Raw genomic sequence first — 15,968 nt, forward strand, 5'->3', positions numbered from 1 at the left:
CGCAGTCTCTCATGACATCCGAACGTGAACGCCGTTTCGTCGGCCCCCGGCGCGGTCAGTTGATCTTTGCCCTGGGGTTTGTTGGCCTGTCGGTCTTGCTGATCAGTCAGATCACCACGCAGACCCAATGGGTGGAAAGGTCGAAGTTGTTCGCGCAACCCCGGTTCTGGCCCGGCGTGGGTCTTTTGGGGATGGTCGGGCTTGCGGGCCTGCACCTCTATCGGCTGCCGTGGTGGCGCAATACCCGCTATGACTGGTGGGAAGCGCGCAAATGGCTGACCGTGCTGGAATATACCGGTTGGTTCATGGGGTATGTGCTGCTGGTGCCGGTCTTGGGCTATCTGCCAGTCAGCCTGGTTTTTGTGCCCGCGCTGGCCTGGCGCATGGGCTATCGCGACAGGCGGATGATGTGGATCAGCGTCGGGTTTGCCTTAGCCGTGGTGATCCTGTTCAAGTCGCTGCTGGGCGTCAAAATCCCCGGCGGCGCGATCTATGAATACCTCCCCGGTGCGCTTCGCAGCTTCTTTATTCTGTATCTCTGATGGATCTTATCCTGTCCGCCATAGACATCCTGATGCGCTGGGACGTGGCGCTGGCCCTGCTGGCAGGGTCGGTGGGGGGCGTGCTGATCGGTGCCATTCCCGGCGTTGGCCCTGCCGTGGCCATCGCGATCCTGCTGCCCGCCACTTTTTCCATGGACCCGATTGTCGGGCTGACCGTGCTGCTGGGGATTTATGGCAGTTCGATGTATGGCGGCTCGATCCCTGCCATCCTGATCAACACGCCGGGCACGGCGGTCAATGCGCTGACCACCTATGACGGCTATCCGATGACCGCGCGCGGAGAGCCGCGCCGCGCCCTGTCGCTGGCCTATTCAGCGTCTTTCTTTGGCGGTATTTTCTCGGTGCTCTGCCTGATCCTCTTCGCGCCGGTATTGGCGAAAATCGCACCGATGTTCGGCTCGCGCGAGATCTTCCTTGCGGCGCTTCTGGGCATCCTGCTGGTGGTGGTTGCCCATCGGGGCCAATCACTGATCGCCGGTGCGCTGGCCTGTTTTGGCATCTTTCTACAAACCATCGGGCTGGAGCCGGTCAAATACACCTCGCGCTACACATTCGATCAAACGTTCCTGTCGGGCGGCATCAACCTGATCGTGGTGGTTCTGGGGCTGTTTGCGCTGAGCCAGGCCTTTGTGCTGCTCACTTCGGATGACGAGAAAATCCGCCTCACCAAGCTGCACGGCGGTATGTTTCAGGGGATGCGGGAACTGACGCGGCACCCGCGCGTCGCCAGTGTCTCGGCCAGTTTCGGCGTGCTGATGGGGATGATCCCCGGCGTCGGTGAATTCACCGCGCAGTTCATGTCCTACACCTATGCGCAGAAAACCTCGAAACGCCCACAGGATTTCGGAAATGGTTCGTCGGAGGGGCTGATCGCGGCGGAAACCGCCAACAACGCCGTGCCTGCCGCCGCCATGGTACCGCTGCTGGCGCTGGGTATTCCGGGCGAGGCGTTGACGGCGATGATGCTGAGCGTGTTTTACGTGCATAACGTGGTGCCGGGACCGGGGCTGTTCCAGAACCAGATGGATTTCGTGGTGGCGCTGTATCTGGCGCTGCTCATTCTCAATGTGCTGGTGTTGGCCTTCTTGCTGGTGGCGACCAAATCGCTGATCCAGGTGGTCCGCATCCCGAACCGGTTCCTGGGCGTCTGCATCCTGACGCTCAGCTTTGTGGGGGTCTATTCCTTGCGGAACTCGGTGATCGACTGCATCCTCGCCGCGATCTTCGGCGTGGTCGGCTATGTCCTCAAACGACTGTCCCTGCCTGCGGTGCCGATCATCCTCGGCATGGTTCTGGGCGGGATCATGGAGGTCAAGCTGCGCGCCGGCATGGCACGGGTGAAAGAGCCGCTGGATTTCATCGACCGCCCCGTCGCTTTCATCCTGTTTCTACTCATCATCATCGTTCTGCTGGTCCACATCATCCGCGTGCTGAAGGACCGCAAGGAACTGAAGGAGGCCGAATGGCAGACCAAAACAGCATCGACGCGCTTCGGTGGGCTCCTGTGGCGCCGCAGAAACTCTTTCTTGAAGGATCATGGCAAGAAGGTACGGGCGCGCCACTCGAAGTTACTTCGCCGATTGACGGATCTGTTCTGACCACGCTTTCGGGCGCGTCCGGGCGGGATGTGGAGCGCGCAGTGGCCTCGGCGCGCGCCGCCTTTGAGGATGGGCGCTGGTCACGGCTGGCGCCTGCCGCCCGCAAGAAGGTGCTGCACAAGATCGCCGACCGGATCGAGGCTGAGGCGCTGGAACTGGCGGTGCTTGGCGTGCGTGACAATGGCACAGAGTTCACCATGGCCCTCAAGGCCGAACCCGGATCGGCGGCGGGCACGTTCCGCTATTATGCCGAGGCATTGGACAAGCTCGCGGGCGAGGTCGCGCCCACTGCGCCGGACGTGTTGGGGTTGGTGCATCGGGTGCCGGTCGGCGTGGTGGCGGCCATCGTGCCGTGGAACTTCCCGCTGATGATCGGCGCGTGGAAACTTGCGCCCGCCTTGGCGATGGGCAATTCGGTGGTGCTGAAACCGGCTGAAACGGCCTCGTTGTCATTGTTGCGGCTGGCCGAGATCTGCGCCGAATGCGGCTTGCCCGACGGGGTGCTGAACGTGGCCACTGGCACCGGGGGGGAGACCGGCGCGGCGCTGTCGCGCTCGATGGGCGTGGATGTGCTCACCTTCACCGGATCAGGAGAAACGGGCCGGCGTTTGATGGAGGCTTCGGCGCAATCGAACCTCAAGCGCATCTATCTGGAGTTGGGGGGGAAATCGCCCAATATCGTGTTTGCGGATTCGCCTGATCTGGCCAAGGCGGCCAAAGTGTCGGCCATGGGCATTTTCCGCAATTCCGGGCAGGTCTGCGTGGCAGGCTCGCGCCTGTTGGTCGAGGCATCGGTTCATGACGAATTTGTCGATCTGCTGAAAGCCGAGGCCCAGGCGTTGCGCGTCGGCGACCCGCTCGACCTGAACAGCCAGATCGGCGCGGTCAATTCCGACGCGCAGTTGGCCCGCAACCTCTCCTTCATGGAAATGGCACAGGCAGAAGGCGGCCGTATCCTCACCGGAGGCGCGCGGATTCTGACCGAGACGGGAGGCACCTATATGGCGCCGACCATCGTGACCCATGTGATGCCGGACGCGGTGCTATTCCAGCGCGAGGTCTTTGGCCCGGTCCTGTCGGTCACCAAATTCGAGACCGAGGACGAGGCGCTGCGCCTTGCCAATGCCACCGATTTCGGGCTGGCCTCGGGTGTCTGGACCTCGGACCTCGGCCGGGCGCATCGCATGGTGGCGGGCATTCGGGCAGGCGTCGTGCATGTGAACACCTATGGCGGGGCGGATAATACCGTGCCTCTGGGCGGTGTCGGGCAATCCGGCAACGGGCATGACAAGTCCCTGCATGCGCTGGATAAATTCGTGGATCTCAAGACCGCATGGATACAGTTGTGAGGGATGACATGAAAACGATACTGGTCGCTGGCACCTATGACACCAAGGATGAGGAACTGCATTACATCGCTGAGGTGATCGGCGGGCAGGGCGGCAATGTGTTGTCGATGGATGTCAGCGTGCTTGGCGACCCCTCGCAGCCCACGGATGTCTCCAAACACGCGGTGGCCGAGGCGGGTGGTAGCTCCATTCAGGCCGCCATCGCATCGGGTGATGAAAATACCGCGATGCAGATCATGGCCAAGGGGGCCGCCGCCAAGGCGCTGGAGCTTTATCGGGCGGGCCGCATCGACGGGGTGATCGTGCTGGGCGGCACCATGGGCACCGATCTGGCGCTGGATCTGTGCGCGGCTCTGCCGGTGGGTGTGCCGAAATACATCGTCTCGACCGTGTCTTTCTCGCCTTTGATGCCGCCGGAACGGCTGCCCGCGGATGTTCAGATGATCCTGTGGGCGGGCGGGCTTTATGGGCTGAACTCGATTTGCAAGGCATCGCTTTCCCAAGCCGCAGGCGCGGTTTTGGGTGCGGCCCAAGCGGTGGAACCGCCCAAACGCGACCGGCCCCTGATCGGCATGACCAGCTTTGGCAAGACCGTGCTGCGCTACATGGTGACGCTGAAACCGGCGCTGGAGGCGCGCGGGTTTGAGGTCGCGGTGTTCCACGCCACCGGCATGGGCGGGCGGGCGTTCGAAAGCCTGGCGGCGGAGGGTGCGTTTGCCGCCGTCATGGATTTCGCCCCGCAGGAGGTGTCCAATCACCTGTTCGGCGGGCTATCGGCGGGTGAGGACCGGATGACCAATGCAGGCCGCGCGGGTATTCCACAACTGGTGGCGCCGGGTTGCTATGATCTGGTTGATATTGTCGGGTGGCAACCCTTGCCGGAAGCCTTCCGTGATCGCCCGGTCCATGCCCATAACCGGTTGCTGACCTCGGCGGTGCTGAACGCTGAGGAGCGGCGGCAGGTGGCGCGGGCACTGTCGGAGAAACTGGCGCAGGCAACCGCGCCGGTGGCTTTCCTGCTGCCGCGCGGCGGCTGCAACGAATGGGATCGCCCCGGTGGTGATTTGCACGATGCCCGAGGGCTTGCCGCCTTCTGCTCCGAGATTGAGACGGCGCTGCCGGACAATGCCGAGCTGCATGCCCTGGACGCACATATCAATGACGACGCCTTCAGCGCGCGCGTTCTGGAGGTATTCGACGATTGGGTGGCGCGTGGCGTGATCGCCGCTCAGGCATAGACCCCTGCGGCGGCGGCGCGGATATTGCGGATGTTTTCTCCGTACCCCTCGGGCGCGCTGACCGAGCCGCCCCGGAACACCGCTGATCCGGCCACCAGCACATCAGCCCCGGACTGAGCCACCAGCGGCGCGGTGTTCACGTCGACGCCGCCATCGATTTCGATATGCACCGGGCGGTCGCCGATCATGGCGCGCAAGGCGCGGATCTTGTTGCTCATGTCGATGAATTTCTGCCCGCCAAAGCCGGGGTTCACCGTCATCACGCAGATCAGATCGGTGAGGTCCAGCAGCTCTGCCACCGCGTCAGCCGGGGTGCCGGGGTTGAGCGCGACACCCGCCTTGGCCCCGGTTGCCCGGATCGCTTGCAGGGTGCGGTGGATATGCGGTCCGGCCTCGACATGGGCGGTGATCACATCAGCGCCCGCCTGCGCGAAAGCGTCGATATAGGGATCGACCGGGGCGATCATCAGATGCACGTCCATCACGCCCTTGATGTGCTTGCGGATGGCCGCACAGGTGGCCGGCCCAAAGGTGATGTTGGGCACGAAATGCCCGTCCATCACATCCACATGCACCCAATCGGCGCCCTGCGCCTCGATCGCCTCGCATTCGGCCCCGAAATTGGCGAAATTAGCGGCGAGGATCGACGGGGCGATCTTGATGTTGCGGTCAAAGCTCATGGCGGCACCTCGGGATCTGGGGCATCTGGATTTGGCAGGCATATATAGGCTGGCTGGGCGCGGCGATAGGGGTAGGCCGGGAATTTGTCGTGCTCAGGCCCGGTAGAACAGATAGCGGTCCTTGGCGATCGTGTCGGGGCCGCTGATCTGCTCGAACCCCACCAGCGGCTGGCCCGAGACCAGCAATGCGCCGGGGGCCATAATCTTGGCGATCAGCGGGCTGAGGCGGGCGGCCTCGGCCACATCGTCTTTCTTGATCCCGCGCCCGAAATCGTAATGGGCCAGGATGACCTGCACGCCTTCTGCGGCGAGGTGTTGCAGCATCGGTTCAGCCTCGCCCAGCAGGAAATCCTCTTCGGGCGGCGTGCAGGAGGGGTGGCAGGCCAGCACCCGGTCCATCACCCGGATGCGGCGGTCGGGCAGGATTTCACGCAGGTGATCATAGGTGCGGCCATTGCCCAGCCCCATGTCCAGCACCTCGCCGGGCTGGTCCGCGATCTGGGCGGCGGCCCAGTTCAGCCCGTCGCGCTGGGCGCTCAGCCTGCGCAGCATCGAATCCAGTCGGCTCATGTCTAGGCGTCCTTCATTGTCTTGGCATGGTCCATGGCTGGCCGGGACCCCGGATCAGCCGTGTTACCAATTCCTGGGTGAACTGCCAGATCGCGTCGTCATGGACAAGGTGATGCGTCAGCAGGCCGTAAGGTTCGCCGTTGTCCACGCGCCCCTCGCGCCGGTCCCGCAATTGCGCCGTGACCTGAGTGATCAGCGTGTTTGCGTTCACCAGCCCGCGCGTGCCGCGCCAGTCGATCGGGTCGAGATGGGTGTTGATCCGCTCCAGACCGGGGGCCGCATTCTGCGCATTGCGGGGCATAAAGGTCGATAGCGCGCTGTACCCCAGCCGTGGCAGGCCCGCGATCACCTCCTCCGAGATGCGGTTCCATGGCGGCACAAACATCGGGATGAGGTCATCCCCGAAGAGATCGCGCATCCGGGTCAGGCCGCGTTGTGCATCATCCAGCGCCAACTCGGCAGACCGGTCGGCGCCAAATTCGGACTTCTTGCTGTCGGGGTTCTGATGGTTGCGATGCGCCCAGCCATGTACCACGGGGATCAACATCTCGCGATCCCGCGTTACGTCTGCCAATGCGGGCAGGGCCGGCTCCGGCACCACCGCCAGATGCACCGGCAGGCCGGTTTCAACGGACAGATCGTGCAACCGGTCAAGCGCGGGCGTGGGCGCGGTGGCATCATCATCGCGCCACCAGAGCGGCAGGGTCAGGTCCGCCCGCTGCCAAAGAGCCAGTTCGGCGTCAAGCGGGGTCCAGTCCGGGGTCATGAATGCGTCTCCAGCAAGGTTTCGACGATCTCGACGCTGCGGGTCGCACCATCGAACTGGCCGGTCGACCCAGCGCCAGAGGTCTGACCCGCGACCTGCCGGACCGAGGCGGCCAGCGTTTCGGATGTCAGGTCAGCGCTGCGCAGCACCTGCATGAATGGCTCGCGCGCAAGGCTGTCGGCGCGCAGGCCCTGTTCGACCTCATTGCCATCATCGAAGGGGATCAGCACCGAGGGCGTACCCGCCTGCAGCAGGTCCAGCGCGGTGTTGTAGCCGCACATGCTGACCGAGGCCGTGGCATGATACAGCATCTGCCGGAAATCCGGGCGGGCCTTTTCCAGGATCACATTTGCAAGGTCATGTTCGGCCCTCAGCCCTGCGATCCGGTCAGACGCGTCCTTGCCGCCGACCAGCATTCGCCAACGCAGATCCGGCGTCAGAGCTGCCGCGCCAAGGGCCGCGCGATAGATCGGTGTCCCGACCGAGCCGCCCCCGGCGCTGACCAGCACCTCACCGCTGCCCGCGCCCTCGGGGTGCGGGCCGGACGGGGGTGGGGCGACATATCCGGTATAATGCAGCTTGGCCTGCAGGGCGGGGGTGACCGGCCAACTGACCTCAAGCGGGGTCAGGGCCGGGTCGGAATGGATCAGCACGCCGTCATAATGCTGTGCGATGATCTGTTTGGCCCTCTCGGCCTTGGCGGGTTTCGACGGCGGCGCGAGGATGTCGCGGATCGAGGCAAGGATCATCGGGCGTTTTGGCAATATCGCGGCGGCGTCCAGAAGCGCGGTGAACTCGGCGCTCAGGATGCGGCGACCGAACGGGAACAACTCGGTGATGATGACATCGGGCGCGAACTGGCGCAGCGCGGCGCAGAGCGCGGCCCGGCGCGCTGTCAGATACTCTGGCGTGGCTGCAAGCCCGGTCTCGTCCAGCAGCCGGGTAAAATCCACCCCGTCCGAACGCACGGGTGGCAGGTTCAGGATGTCGAGGCCGTCATGATTCAACTGCGGTGCGGGCATGCCGCCCGAAATCAGAAAGACCTGATGCCCCGCCGCACCAAAGGCCCGCCCAAGCGTGAGCGCGCGGCTCAGATGGCCGGTTCCCAGCAGATGCGTGACGACGATCATCAGCTTCATTGGGGGGTCTCACGTTTGACAAGGCGGATTGGTTCGGGCTCGGGTGTCAGATCGGGCAGGGACAGGATGTATAGCCGGTTGCGCTTGATCCGGAAGGGGGCGGGGCCGGAAAAATCCCAGCCCCAGGCCTGCGCCAGCAGCACCCGCATCACGCCGATATGGCACACCGCCAGCGTGTCACGGTCCAACCCGGCGAGCCAGGGTTGCAGCCGATCACGCAGCCGGGCCGGGCTTTCACCACCCGGCGCGTGATAGTCCCAGCCCCAATCCTCGATGTGGCGGAAGCCGCTCTCTGGTTGGGCCAGAAGATCAACGCCGCGCTGCCCCTCCCAGTCACCCCAATCCATCTCGGTCAGCGCGGCGAAGGGCGCCGGATCGCGCCCCGCGACGATCCGGGCGGTCTCGACCGCGCGGGCAAGCGGGCTGGAGCAGAGCGCCGCGTCTTGCCATTCGGCAGGCAGGCGGTACTGCATCAATGTCGCGCGGGCCTCGTCATCCAGCGGAATGTCGCTGCGCCCCTGAATGCGACCGGCGCGGTTCCAGTCGGTATGGCCATGGCGCAGAAGAGCAAGTTTTGGCATGGGTCAGCCTTTCACCAGATCATCGAGCGTGTCGCGCAGCGTGGCCGCCGCCGAGGGCAACAGGTGGGTCCGCGCGATCATGGCGCGGGCCCGCGCGCCCAAGTCGCGACGCATCGCGGGCGAGTCGCGAAGCTGGTTGATCCGTTCCGCCAGCGCCTGTGGGCCATCATCGGGGTCCGGGTACTCTGTCGGCAGCAGGATATCTCGCGTGCCGGGTCGGTCCTGCGCGACAACTGGCAGGCCTGCGGCCTGCGCTTCGAGATAGACCATGCCGAACGCCTCGTTCACGCCGGGCCAGAAGAATAGCGCGGCACGCTGATAGGTCTCGACCATGGCGTCGGGGTCGAGCTGACCCAGAAACCGGACCTTGTCGCCAAAGGGTGCCATCAGCGCCTCGACCTGGGGCCGGGCGGGGCCGTCTCCCGCGATCTGCAATTGCCAGTCGCCCTGCAACAGGTCCAGCGTTTGCGCGATAAGCGTGTAAGAGGCCAGCTTGTCGCCTGCGCGCATCATTGCGGCGGTCAGCATCGGGCCGTCCAGCGCGGCGGCGGGCGGCAGGGTGTCATTCGGCAGGAATGGCGGCAGATGCACCAGTTTCTGGTCGCCGAAACGCTCGCGTTCCAGCGTGATCAGATCATTGGCGGTGAGGTAGAATATGGCATCGGCGGCGTCGCTGGCCCTGTGCGCTGCCTGCGCGAAACCGGCCCACGGGCCGGTCAGACGGCTGCTGGCGCGGGTGCTTTCGATTTGCACGTAAGGTATGCCGCGCGCACGGCTCACAGTTGGGCCAAGCAGGTCGGGCGATTTGTAATAGCTGTGATAGGTGACCCAGATGGCGGTGTCATCGGACAGGTCGCGGATCAGGCGCGTGGCCTCGTCCTGGGCCTCGGCGCGCAGTCGGTTCTGGTGCGCGGTATCGCCCTGCTTGTCGTAGATGCGCAACTCCGAGACCAGATCAGGCACATACCCGGCACGTTCCAGCACCCGCATCAGGTTACGGCCCATTTCGCGATCGCCCGAGGGCACCGGGCTGTTAGGAGACTTCATGGGCGCGTAGAACGCGGCGCGGGGCATAGGTCAGGCCGCCCCGCACAGATCGGACAGCCGCGCCGACAGGCGCGAGATGCCTGGTGCCATGCCAAAGGCGTTGCGCAGCCGGTCCAGCGCGGCCTCGGCCATCTGCTGCGCCTGTTCCGGCTCTGACGCCAGTCTGATGATGGCCGCTGCCTGCGCCTGCGGAGTGTCCGCCGCCAGCAGACCGTGGGTGCCCGAGGTGATGAGTTCCGGGATCGCCGAGACCGGGGTGGACAGGATCGGCAGACGCTGCGAGGCGGCCTCCATCAGAACGTTGGGCAACCCGTCGCGGTCGCCATTGGCCGCGATGCGGCTGGGCAGCACGAACAGGTCGGCCTGGCGCATGGCGGCGATCACCTCGGGCTGGTCGCAGGCGCCGCGCCAGGTGATCCGGTCCGAGAGACCAAGCTGTCGTGCCTGTTCGGCCAGTGCTTCGGCCAGTTCACCGCCGCCGATATGGGTCCAGTGCCAGTCCAGTTCACCGGGCAAAAGCGCGAATGCGTCCAGCAGCCGGTCAAACCCCTTTTTCTCGACCAGCCGCCCGACCGAGAGCATGTGGAAGGCTGCGCCGACCGCGCGGGGCGGGCGTTTGTCAGGCAGCGGGAAGCGGCTCAGGTCCAGCCCGTGATACACCAGATCGACCCGCGCCGGATCGTCTGACAGCGACCGCAGATGCCGGGCCCCGAAGGCGGTGCAGGTGGCTCCGAAAGCGGCACCATGGCAGGCGGTGGCGAGTTTTTCGCGCAACTCCCATTCCGGCGAGGTCCAGATGTCCTTGGCATGGGCGGAAAAGCTCCAGGGCAGGCCGCGCATGATCGCGGCGTAGCGGGCCACGGATGAGGGTGTGTGCAGGAAATGGGCATAAAGCCCGGTCACCGCATCGGGCAATTCCGCTGCCAGCACGCAGGCCTGTCCGAAGCGGCGGATGCGGTTATGGGTCGGGTCGCGGCGCAAATCGGCGCGCCAGACGCGCCACGCCTCGCCGTAGCCGGGCAGGGTCGCGGCGATGGTGCGGGCGGCCCAGACGCGATCCGGTTCCTGATAAAGGTATTCCGGCAGGTAGCGTACCGAGGCTTGCAGGCGGTCATGCAGCGGGTGGCGTTTCACATCGGTCGGATGGCGCAGCGACCAGATTTCGAAACTGTGACCGGCCTCTTCCAGCGCGACGAGTTCTTGCGCGATGAAGGTCTCTGACAGGCGCGGCCATCCTTTGACCAGCACCGCCAGTTTTGGCGCCTGGGCGGTCATTCGGCGGCCTGCTCGCCCACTTCGCCCAGCAGAACCGCCACCCGGTGGGTGACGTAATCCAGCCCGTCCAGCAGCCCGTCGCGGATCGCCTGCGAGGGCAACGGTTGTTTCGGCAACTCGCGGATGGCGCGGATCATCGCATCGGGGGACAGCCCGTCGCGCTGTTCGTCCAGCATGCGGATCAGGCCCAGTTGCTCGGCGCGCGAGGCGCGCAGCCATTGTTCCATCCGGGGCACGGTGCGCGGCACGATGACGGCGCGGCTGTCAAAGGACAGAACCTCGCAGAACGTGTTGTAGCCGCCCATGCAGACCACACCGGCGGCACCTGCAAACAGTGTTTCAATCTGGGATTCGAACCCCACAGCGGTCACCCGCCCGTTCAGTGCGGCGACACGGGCCTCGAATTCGGCGCGCAACTCGCCCGACAGGAACGGGCCATAGACCAGCACCGCGCGCGGGTTCAGGTCGGGGTCCTGTTCATAGGCGCTGAGCACCAGGTTGACCAGCGCGCGGCCATCGCCGCCTCCGCCCGGCGTGATCAGCACATAGGGCTGTTCGGGCGGCTCGTCGGTGGTGCCAAGCTCGCGCCGCAGATAGCCGGTCCAGTGCATTCGCGCCTGCGCCGCCTCGGACAGCGGCAGCCCGGCTGTCGGGTCGTAGATCGAGCGCAGGCCATAGATCCAGATCTCGTGATAGAATCGCTCGGTGGCGGAAACCGCATCCTTACGGTCCCATTCGGCGGCCAGCACATCGGGCGCGTCCAGCACATCGCGCAAGCCCAGCACGAGCCTCGTGCGGCCCTGCTTCTGCAGCTTTTCAAGGGTCGGCAGCAACTCACCGCGAAATCCGGTCGGTTCCTTGTCGACGATCAGGATATCGGGGTCATATTGCTCGGCAGTGGTCTGGATCAGCCCCGAGCGCAGCTCGGTGACCTCTTCGATGCCCATGCCGATGGTGCGCGACGTGTAAGAGCCGTCGCTGCGTTTGGTGACACCGGGCAGGCGGACATGGTCGACACGGCGCGGAAAGGTAAAGCGCCCGGCAATAGGCGAGCCGGTCAGGATCAGCGCCGAGGCATCGGGATGCGCTGCGGTGATCGCCGCGGCCAGAGCGCGGGACCGGCGTAGATGGCCCAGGCCAAACGTATCATGGCTGTAGAGCATGATACGCGGCGCGCGTCCGGGTTCTTCGATTTTGCTGCCCCAGTTCATGCCTTGCCTAAAGCCTCAGATCAGCTTCGGTTTTGTCAAAAATGCCCTTGATGTCAAACAAAACCGCGCCCGGCCGCCCGAGTGCGCGGATTTCTTTTGCACCCATTTCGACGAATTGATGATGGGCGACGGCGACAATGATGGCGTCATAGGTGCCGGTTTCCGGCGTTGCGGTCATATCGAACCCGTATTCCTGCCGGATCGCCTCGGCATCGGCCCAGGGGTCATGCAGATCGACGGTTACGGAATAGTCCCGCAACTCGGTCAGGATGTCGGCCACGCGGGTGTTGCGGATGTCGGTGCAATTTTCCTTGAACGTGAAGCCCATGACCAGCACCCGCGCCATGCTGGGGTTGATCTTGCGCTCAAGCATCCGCTTCACCAACTCCTGCACCACGTGTCGGCCCATATTGTCGTTGATCCGACGCCCGGCCAGAATCACCTCGGGGTGGTATCCTTCCTGTTCAGCACGGTAGGTCAGGTAATAGGGATCGACGCCGATGCAATGCCCGCCGACCAGCCCCGGCCTGAAGGGCAGGAAGTTCCACTTGGTGCCCGCAACTTCGAGCACTTCCAGCGTGTCCAGGCCCAGTCGCGAGAAGATCAACGAGAATTCGTTGACCAGGGCGATGTTGATGTCGCGCTGGGTGTTCTCGATCACCTTGGCGGCTTCGGCGGTCTTGATCGAGCTGGCCCGGTGCACGCCCGCCTTGATCACGGGTGCATAGATCGCCTCGACCCGGTCCAGCGTGGCGCCGTCCTGGGCCGAGATGACCTTGATCAGGCTTTCCAGCGCATGTTCGGCATCGCCGGGGTTCACCCGTTCGGGTGAATAGCCCAGGCGGATATCATCAAAAAGGCGCAGCCCGCTCTCGTCTGCCAGCAGCGGGCCGCAGACCTCTTCGGTCACGCCGGGATAGACGGTGGATTCCAGGATCACCAGATCGCCGGGCGCAAGATAGGGCGCGATCATCCCGCAGGCGGCGCGCAAGGGGCCCAGATCCGGTGCCTTGGCAGCGGTGATCGGGGTGGGTATGCCAAGGATGTAGGTGCTGCGATCCGCCAGATCGGCAGGGTCGTCCGAGAATCGGGCCGCAGTGGTGCGCAACGATTGCTCTGATACTTCACCGGCCCTGTCGTGGCCCTCGAGTAGCGCGGCGATATGTGCTGCGTCGGTGTCGAATCCCAGCGTGTCAAAACCCGCGCGCGCCAGCCCGAGCGCCAGCGGCAGCCCGACATAGCCAAGGCCCAATACGGCAATCTTTTCACCCGGGGTCTGGCCTGCCACTGCGTGTTCTCCGACGGTTTACTGTGTTGTTTCCGGCGCCAGCGATCGCCACCGCGACCTGTTAATGAAAAGCCCGGGCTTTGGAAACTCGAAATCCACATATGCGTTCCGTGCTGTGGCCTCAATACACGCTCGCGCAACGGTGCTGCCATGTCATTTGAAGACTGCCGCGCAGTCCTGTAACGTCCTGTCACCAAACATTTCCGGAAACCGGGGCGCCATGATCCGCATATTGTTCTGCCTTGTTGTGTCTGTGTTGCTGTCGCTGGCCCTGGCCAGCCCGTCACAGGCCCAGCTATCCTATCTGCCCGGCGTGTCTTCGTCAGACAGCAGCGATGAGGCCGCCCAGGGCGATCTGGCCACCGCCATTCGCGAGGCGTCGCAGGCTGGCGCAAGCGTAATTGTGATCGACAGCAGCGGCAATCTGGTCACTGCGTCGGGCAATGCCGAGGCCGCCAGCGAAACCACCGATCCGATGGCCGAAGGCTCGCAGCTGATGAAAGCACAGGAGCGGTTCTCGGAATTCCGCAAATCGCTTGAGTCGCGGCTCGAGGCGCTGCCCTATTCGATCTTCGAGGTGCAGTACATCCTCAGGCAGACAAGCCCCGACGGGCGCATTATGACCTATGCCGAGGTGCTGTTCTGGAACGTGCTTTTGCTGCTGGTCGGGCGCTGGCTGTCGGTTGAAATCTACGGCAAGCGGATCGCCAAACGCTATGTGGTCGCGCGGATCAAGGAAAACCCGCAGGGCTATCAGGACAAGATGCCGTTTCTGGTCTACCGCTTCCTGATGGGGATCGGCGGCACCGTCTTTGCGATGCTCTTTGCCGCGATCATGGGATTTCTGATCTTCGGGCCGACCGACGATATCTCGATCCAGTTCACGGTCACGGCGATTTTCACCGTTTATTTCCTGGCGCGCACGGTCTCGGATCTGTGGCGCATGATTCTGTCACCCTACCTGTCGCAATATCGCCTGCCGCCGTTTTCGGACCGCGATGCCAAACGGCTTTATATCTGGGCGAGCTTCGTGGCCACCTATGACATTTCAGTGGTGCTGTTTTCAACTTGGGTGGCCGATTTCGGGCTGAACTATAATGTTTATGCGATGGTCTACGGGGCGCTGACCATCGTCGGCGCACTGGCCAACGCGCTGATGGTGCTGTTCAATGCGCGCGCGATCTCGCATGCGATCCGAGGCGGGCGGGCACCCGAGCAGGTGTCGTTCCTGCTACGCCTGATCTCGTTCGCCTGGGCGCCTGTCATCCTGCTTTATATCGTCTTTGGCTGGTTCGATCTGGCGCTTGATCTGGTGCTCGAGAAACCCTCGCCGATCCCGTTGATCGCGGGCACCTATGCGATCTTCATGTCCGTGGTCGTGGCCTATGGCGCAATGAACTACGTGCTGGAGCGCTATTTCGCGCGCTCGCGGCAGGTGCAGCAGATCAACGAGGAACTGGCCAATGCTGATGCCGAGGAGGATTGGGAAGCAGAGGTTCCCGCCCCCAAGGCCCATCCGATCGCCACTTATGAGGATCTGGCCCGCCGTGTGGCAGGTGCCCTTGCATTCGTGGTGGGGGCCTATGCGCTGATTGTGATCTGGTATCCCGATGCCAGCTGGACCGAGGACCTGCCGGTCGAGCGGGCGCTGGATGTGATGGTGATCCTGTTCATCGGCTATATCGTCTATCATTTCTTCCGCATCTGGATCGACAGCAAGATCGCCGAGGAGAGCGTGGATGCCGAAGAGGGTGAACTGGGCGACGAAGGCGGCGGCAGCAGCGCCTCGCGGCTGGCCACGCTTCTGCCGCTGTTCCGCGGGGCGATCCTTGCGGTCGTCGTCGTCACCATCTCGCTCATTGCGCTGCTGGAGTTGGGCGTCAATGTCAGCCCGCTATTCGCCGGTGCTGGTGTGGTCGGTCTGGCCGTTGGATTTGGCGCGCAGACGCTGGTGCGCGACATCTTTTCAGGGGCGTTCTTTCTGGTCGATGATGCGTTCCGAAAGGGCGAGTATATTGACATCGGCGACGTGAAAGGCGTGGTCGAAAAAATCTCGGTCCGCTCGTTCCAGCTGCGCCATCATCTGGGCGCGCTCAACACCATCCCTTTTGGCGAGATCAAGGTGCTGACCAACTATTCCCGCGACTGGGTGATCATGAAACTGCCGCTGCGGGTGACCTATGACACCGATGTGGAACGGGTGCGCAAGATGATCAAGAACCTGGGCAAGGAACTGCTGAAGGATCCGGTGATCGGCGAGAACTTCATCCAGCCCCTGAAATCGCAGGGCGTGATCGAGATGCAGGATTCGGCCATGATCATCCGGGTCAAGTTCATGACCAAACCGGGCGATCAGTGGTTGGTGCGCAAGAAGGTGTTCGAAGAGATCCGTGCGCTGTTCGAACGCGAAGGCATCCGCTTTGCCCATCGCGAGGTGACGGTGCGGCTGGCCGATGGCAAAAAGGAGGACGACCTGACGCCGAACCAGAAAGAGGCCGTGACAGGGGCAGTACAAGCGGCGATCGACGAGGATTATCTGGACGATATCGGCCCGGGTGGGGAGGGTCCTTAATGACGGCAATGCGGACTTTGCAGACCTTGCCAAAATGAAAATAAGAGACGAAGGTCTACAAACTCGACTCCGCTTCTGGCAGCAGACAGAG

Annotated in this window: 14 protein-coding genes; 5 read left to right on the forward strand and 9 right to left on the reverse strand. The window is 63.8% G+C overall.

The window, feature by feature from the left end; translation table 11 throughout:
- Positions 1 to 11: 11 nt before the first annotated feature.
- From M3P21_RS09615 to M3P21_RS09630, 4 genes are read left to right on the forward strand one after another with little or no spacing between them, the layout of a single operon-like run.
- Positions 12 to 542: a tripartite tricarboxylate transporter TctB family protein gene (locus M3P21_RS09615; protein WP_249709608.1), complete on the forward strand. Its 531-nt coding sequence runs from the start codon at positions 12 to 14 to the stop codon at positions 540 to 542.
- Complete coding sequence (locus M3P21_RS09620) at positions 542 to 2,161, forward strand: tripartite tricarboxylate transporter permease (RefSeq protein WP_249709609.1); 1,620 nt, start codon at positions 542 to 544, stop codon at positions 2,159 to 2,161. Before M3P21_RS09615 ends, M3P21_RS09620 begins: the two co-directional genes overlap by 1 nt.
- Positions 2,068 to 3,510: an aldehyde dehydrogenase gene (locus M3P21_RS09625; RefSeq protein WP_249709775.1), complete on the forward strand. Its 1,443-nt coding sequence runs from the start codon at positions 2,068 to 2,070 to the stop codon at positions 3,508 to 3,510. The genes M3P21_RS09620 and M3P21_RS09625 overlap by 94 nt, the downstream gene beginning before the upstream one ends.
- A gap of 8 nt (positions 3,511 to 3,518) precedes the next feature.
- On the forward strand, positions 3,519 to 4,748 hold the full coding sequence (locus M3P21_RS09630; RefSeq protein WP_249709611.1) for a Tm-1-like ATP-binding domain-containing protein: 1,230 nt from the start codon (positions 3,519 to 3,521) through the stop codon (positions 4,746 to 4,748).
- Here the strand turns inward: M3P21_RS09630 and rpe are convergent.
- The 9 genes from rpe to M3P21_RS09675 form a co-directional block, all read right to left on the reverse strand.
- Positions 4,739 to 5,428, reverse strand: coding sequence for a ribulose-phosphate 3-epimerase (rpe, locus tag M3P21_RS09635; RefSeq protein WP_249709623.1), 690 nt, complete (start codon positions 5,426 to 5,428; stop codon positions 4,739 to 4,741). The genes M3P21_RS09630 and rpe overlap by 10 nt on opposite strands.
- A 93-nt stretch (positions 5,429 to 5,521) precedes the next feature.
- Positions 5,522 to 5,998: a class I SAM-dependent methyltransferase gene (locus M3P21_RS09640; protein ID WP_249709624.1), complete on the reverse strand. Its 477-nt coding sequence runs from the start codon at positions 5,996 to 5,998 to the stop codon at positions 5,522 to 5,524.
- 13 nt (positions 5,999 to 6,011) lie between these two features.
- Positions 6,012 to 6,764: a polysaccharide deacetylase family protein gene (locus M3P21_RS09645; protein ID WP_249709625.1), complete on the reverse strand. Its 753-nt coding sequence runs from the start codon at positions 6,762 to 6,764 to the stop codon at positions 6,012 to 6,014.
- Positions 6,761 to 7,903: a glycosyltransferase family protein gene (locus tag M3P21_RS09650; protein ID WP_249709627.1), complete on the reverse strand. Its 1,143-nt coding sequence runs from the start codon at positions 7,901 to 7,903 to the stop codon at positions 6,761 to 6,763. Before M3P21_RS09650 ends, M3P21_RS09645 begins: the two co-directional genes overlap by 4 nt.
- The gene (locus M3P21_RS09655) at positions 7,900 to 8,484 is read right to left on the reverse strand and encodes a histidine phosphatase family protein (RefSeq protein WP_249709628.1); all 585 of its coding nucleotides are present in this window, start codon (positions 8,482 to 8,484) and stop codon (positions 7,900 to 7,902) included. Before M3P21_RS09655 ends, M3P21_RS09650 begins: the two co-directional genes overlap by 4 nt.
- A 3-nt stretch (positions 8,485 to 8,487) precedes the next feature.
- Positions 8,488 to 9,558 carry a glycosyltransferase family 4 protein gene (locus tag M3P21_RS09660; RefSeq protein WP_249709630.1) on the reverse strand — a complete coding sequence of 357 codons (1,071 nt, stop codon included), beginning with the start codon at positions 9,556 to 9,558 and terminating at the stop codon, positions 8,488 to 8,490.
- 3 nt (positions 9,559 to 9,561) lie between these two features.
- Positions 9,562 to 10,806, reverse strand: a complete 1,245-nt coding sequence (locus M3P21_RS09665; protein ID WP_249709632.1) for a glycosyltransferase family 4 protein — start codon at positions 10,804 to 10,806, stop codon at positions 9,562 to 9,564.
- A complete protein-coding gene (locus tag M3P21_RS09670; RefSeq protein ID WP_249709634.1) occupies positions 10,803 to 12,017 on the reverse strand; it encodes a glycosyltransferase family protein in 1,215 nt (404 codons plus the stop codon). The genes M3P21_RS09665 and M3P21_RS09670 overlap by 4 nt, the downstream gene beginning before the upstream one ends.
- A gap of 7 nt (positions 12,018 to 12,024) precedes the next feature.
- On the reverse strand, positions 12,025 to 13,305 hold the full coding sequence (locus M3P21_RS09675; RefSeq protein ID WP_249709637.1) for a nucleotide sugar dehydrogenase: 1,281 nt from the start codon (positions 13,303 to 13,305) through the stop codon (positions 12,025 to 12,027).
- 220 nt (positions 13,306 to 13,525) lie between these two features.
- Between M3P21_RS09675 and M3P21_RS09680 the strand changes: the two genes are divergently transcribed.
- The gene (locus M3P21_RS09680) at positions 13,526 to 15,877 is read left to right on the forward strand and encodes a mechanosensitive ion channel family protein (protein WP_249709639.1); all 2,352 of its coding nucleotides are present in this window, start codon (positions 13,526 to 13,528) and stop codon (positions 15,875 to 15,877) included.
- Positions 15,878 to 15,968: the final 91 nt, after the last annotated feature.

The organism is Ruegeria spongiae (assembly GCF_023502395.1).
GTDB classification, from domain to species: domain Bacteria; phylum Pseudomonadota; class Alphaproteobacteria; order Rhodobacterales; family Rhodobacteraceae; genus Ruegeria_C; species Ruegeria_C spongiae.

Bases quoted from the DNA above. Each gene is read 5' to 3' on its own strand.
- M3P21_RS09630 (WP_249709611.1), top strand. From the start codon at position 3,519: ATGAAAACGATACTGGTCGCTGGCACCTATGACACCAAGGATGAGGAA.
- M3P21_RS09615 (WP_249709608.1), top strand. From the start codon at position 12: ATGACATCCGAACGTGAACGCCGTTTCGTCGGCCCCCGGCGCGGTCAG.
- M3P21_RS09665 (WP_249709632.1), bottom strand. From the start codon at position 10,806: ATGACCGCCCAGGCGCCAAAACTGGCGGTGCTGGTCAAAGGATGGCCG.
- M3P21_RS09620 (WP_249709609.1), top strand. From the start codon at position 542: ATGGATCTTATCCTGTCCGCCATAGACATCCTGATGCGCTGGGACGTG.
- M3P21_RS09645 (WP_249709625.1), bottom strand. From the start codon at position 6,764: ATGACCCCGGACTGGACCCCGCTTGACGCCGAACTGGCTCTTTGGCAG.
- M3P21_RS09655 (WP_249709628.1), bottom strand. From the start codon at position 8,484: ATGCCAAAACTTGCTCTTCTGCGCCATGGCCATACCGACTGGAACCGC.
- rpe (WP_249709623.1), bottom strand. From the start codon at position 5,428: ATGAGCTTTGACCGCAACATCAAGATCGCCCCGTCGATCCTCGCCGCT.
- M3P21_RS09660 (WP_249709630.1), bottom strand. From the start codon at position 9,558: ATGCCCCGCGCCGCGTTCTACGCGCCCATGAAGTCTCCTAACAGCCCG.
- M3P21_RS09650 (WP_249709627.1), bottom strand. From the start codon at position 7,903: ATGAAGCTGATGATCGTCGTCACGCATCTGCTGGGAACCGGCCATCTG.
- M3P21_RS09680 (WP_249709639.1), top strand. From the start codon at position 13,526: ATGATCCGCATATTGTTCTGCCTTGTTGTGTCTGTGTTGCTGTCGCTG.
- M3P21_RS09640 (WP_249709624.1), bottom strand. From the start codon at position 5,998: ATGAGCCGACTGGATTCGATGCTGCGCAGGCTGAGCGCCCAGCGCGAC.
- M3P21_RS09670 (WP_249709634.1), bottom strand. From the start codon at position 12,017: ATGAACTGGGGCAGCAAAATCGAAGAACCCGGACGCGCGCCGCGTATC.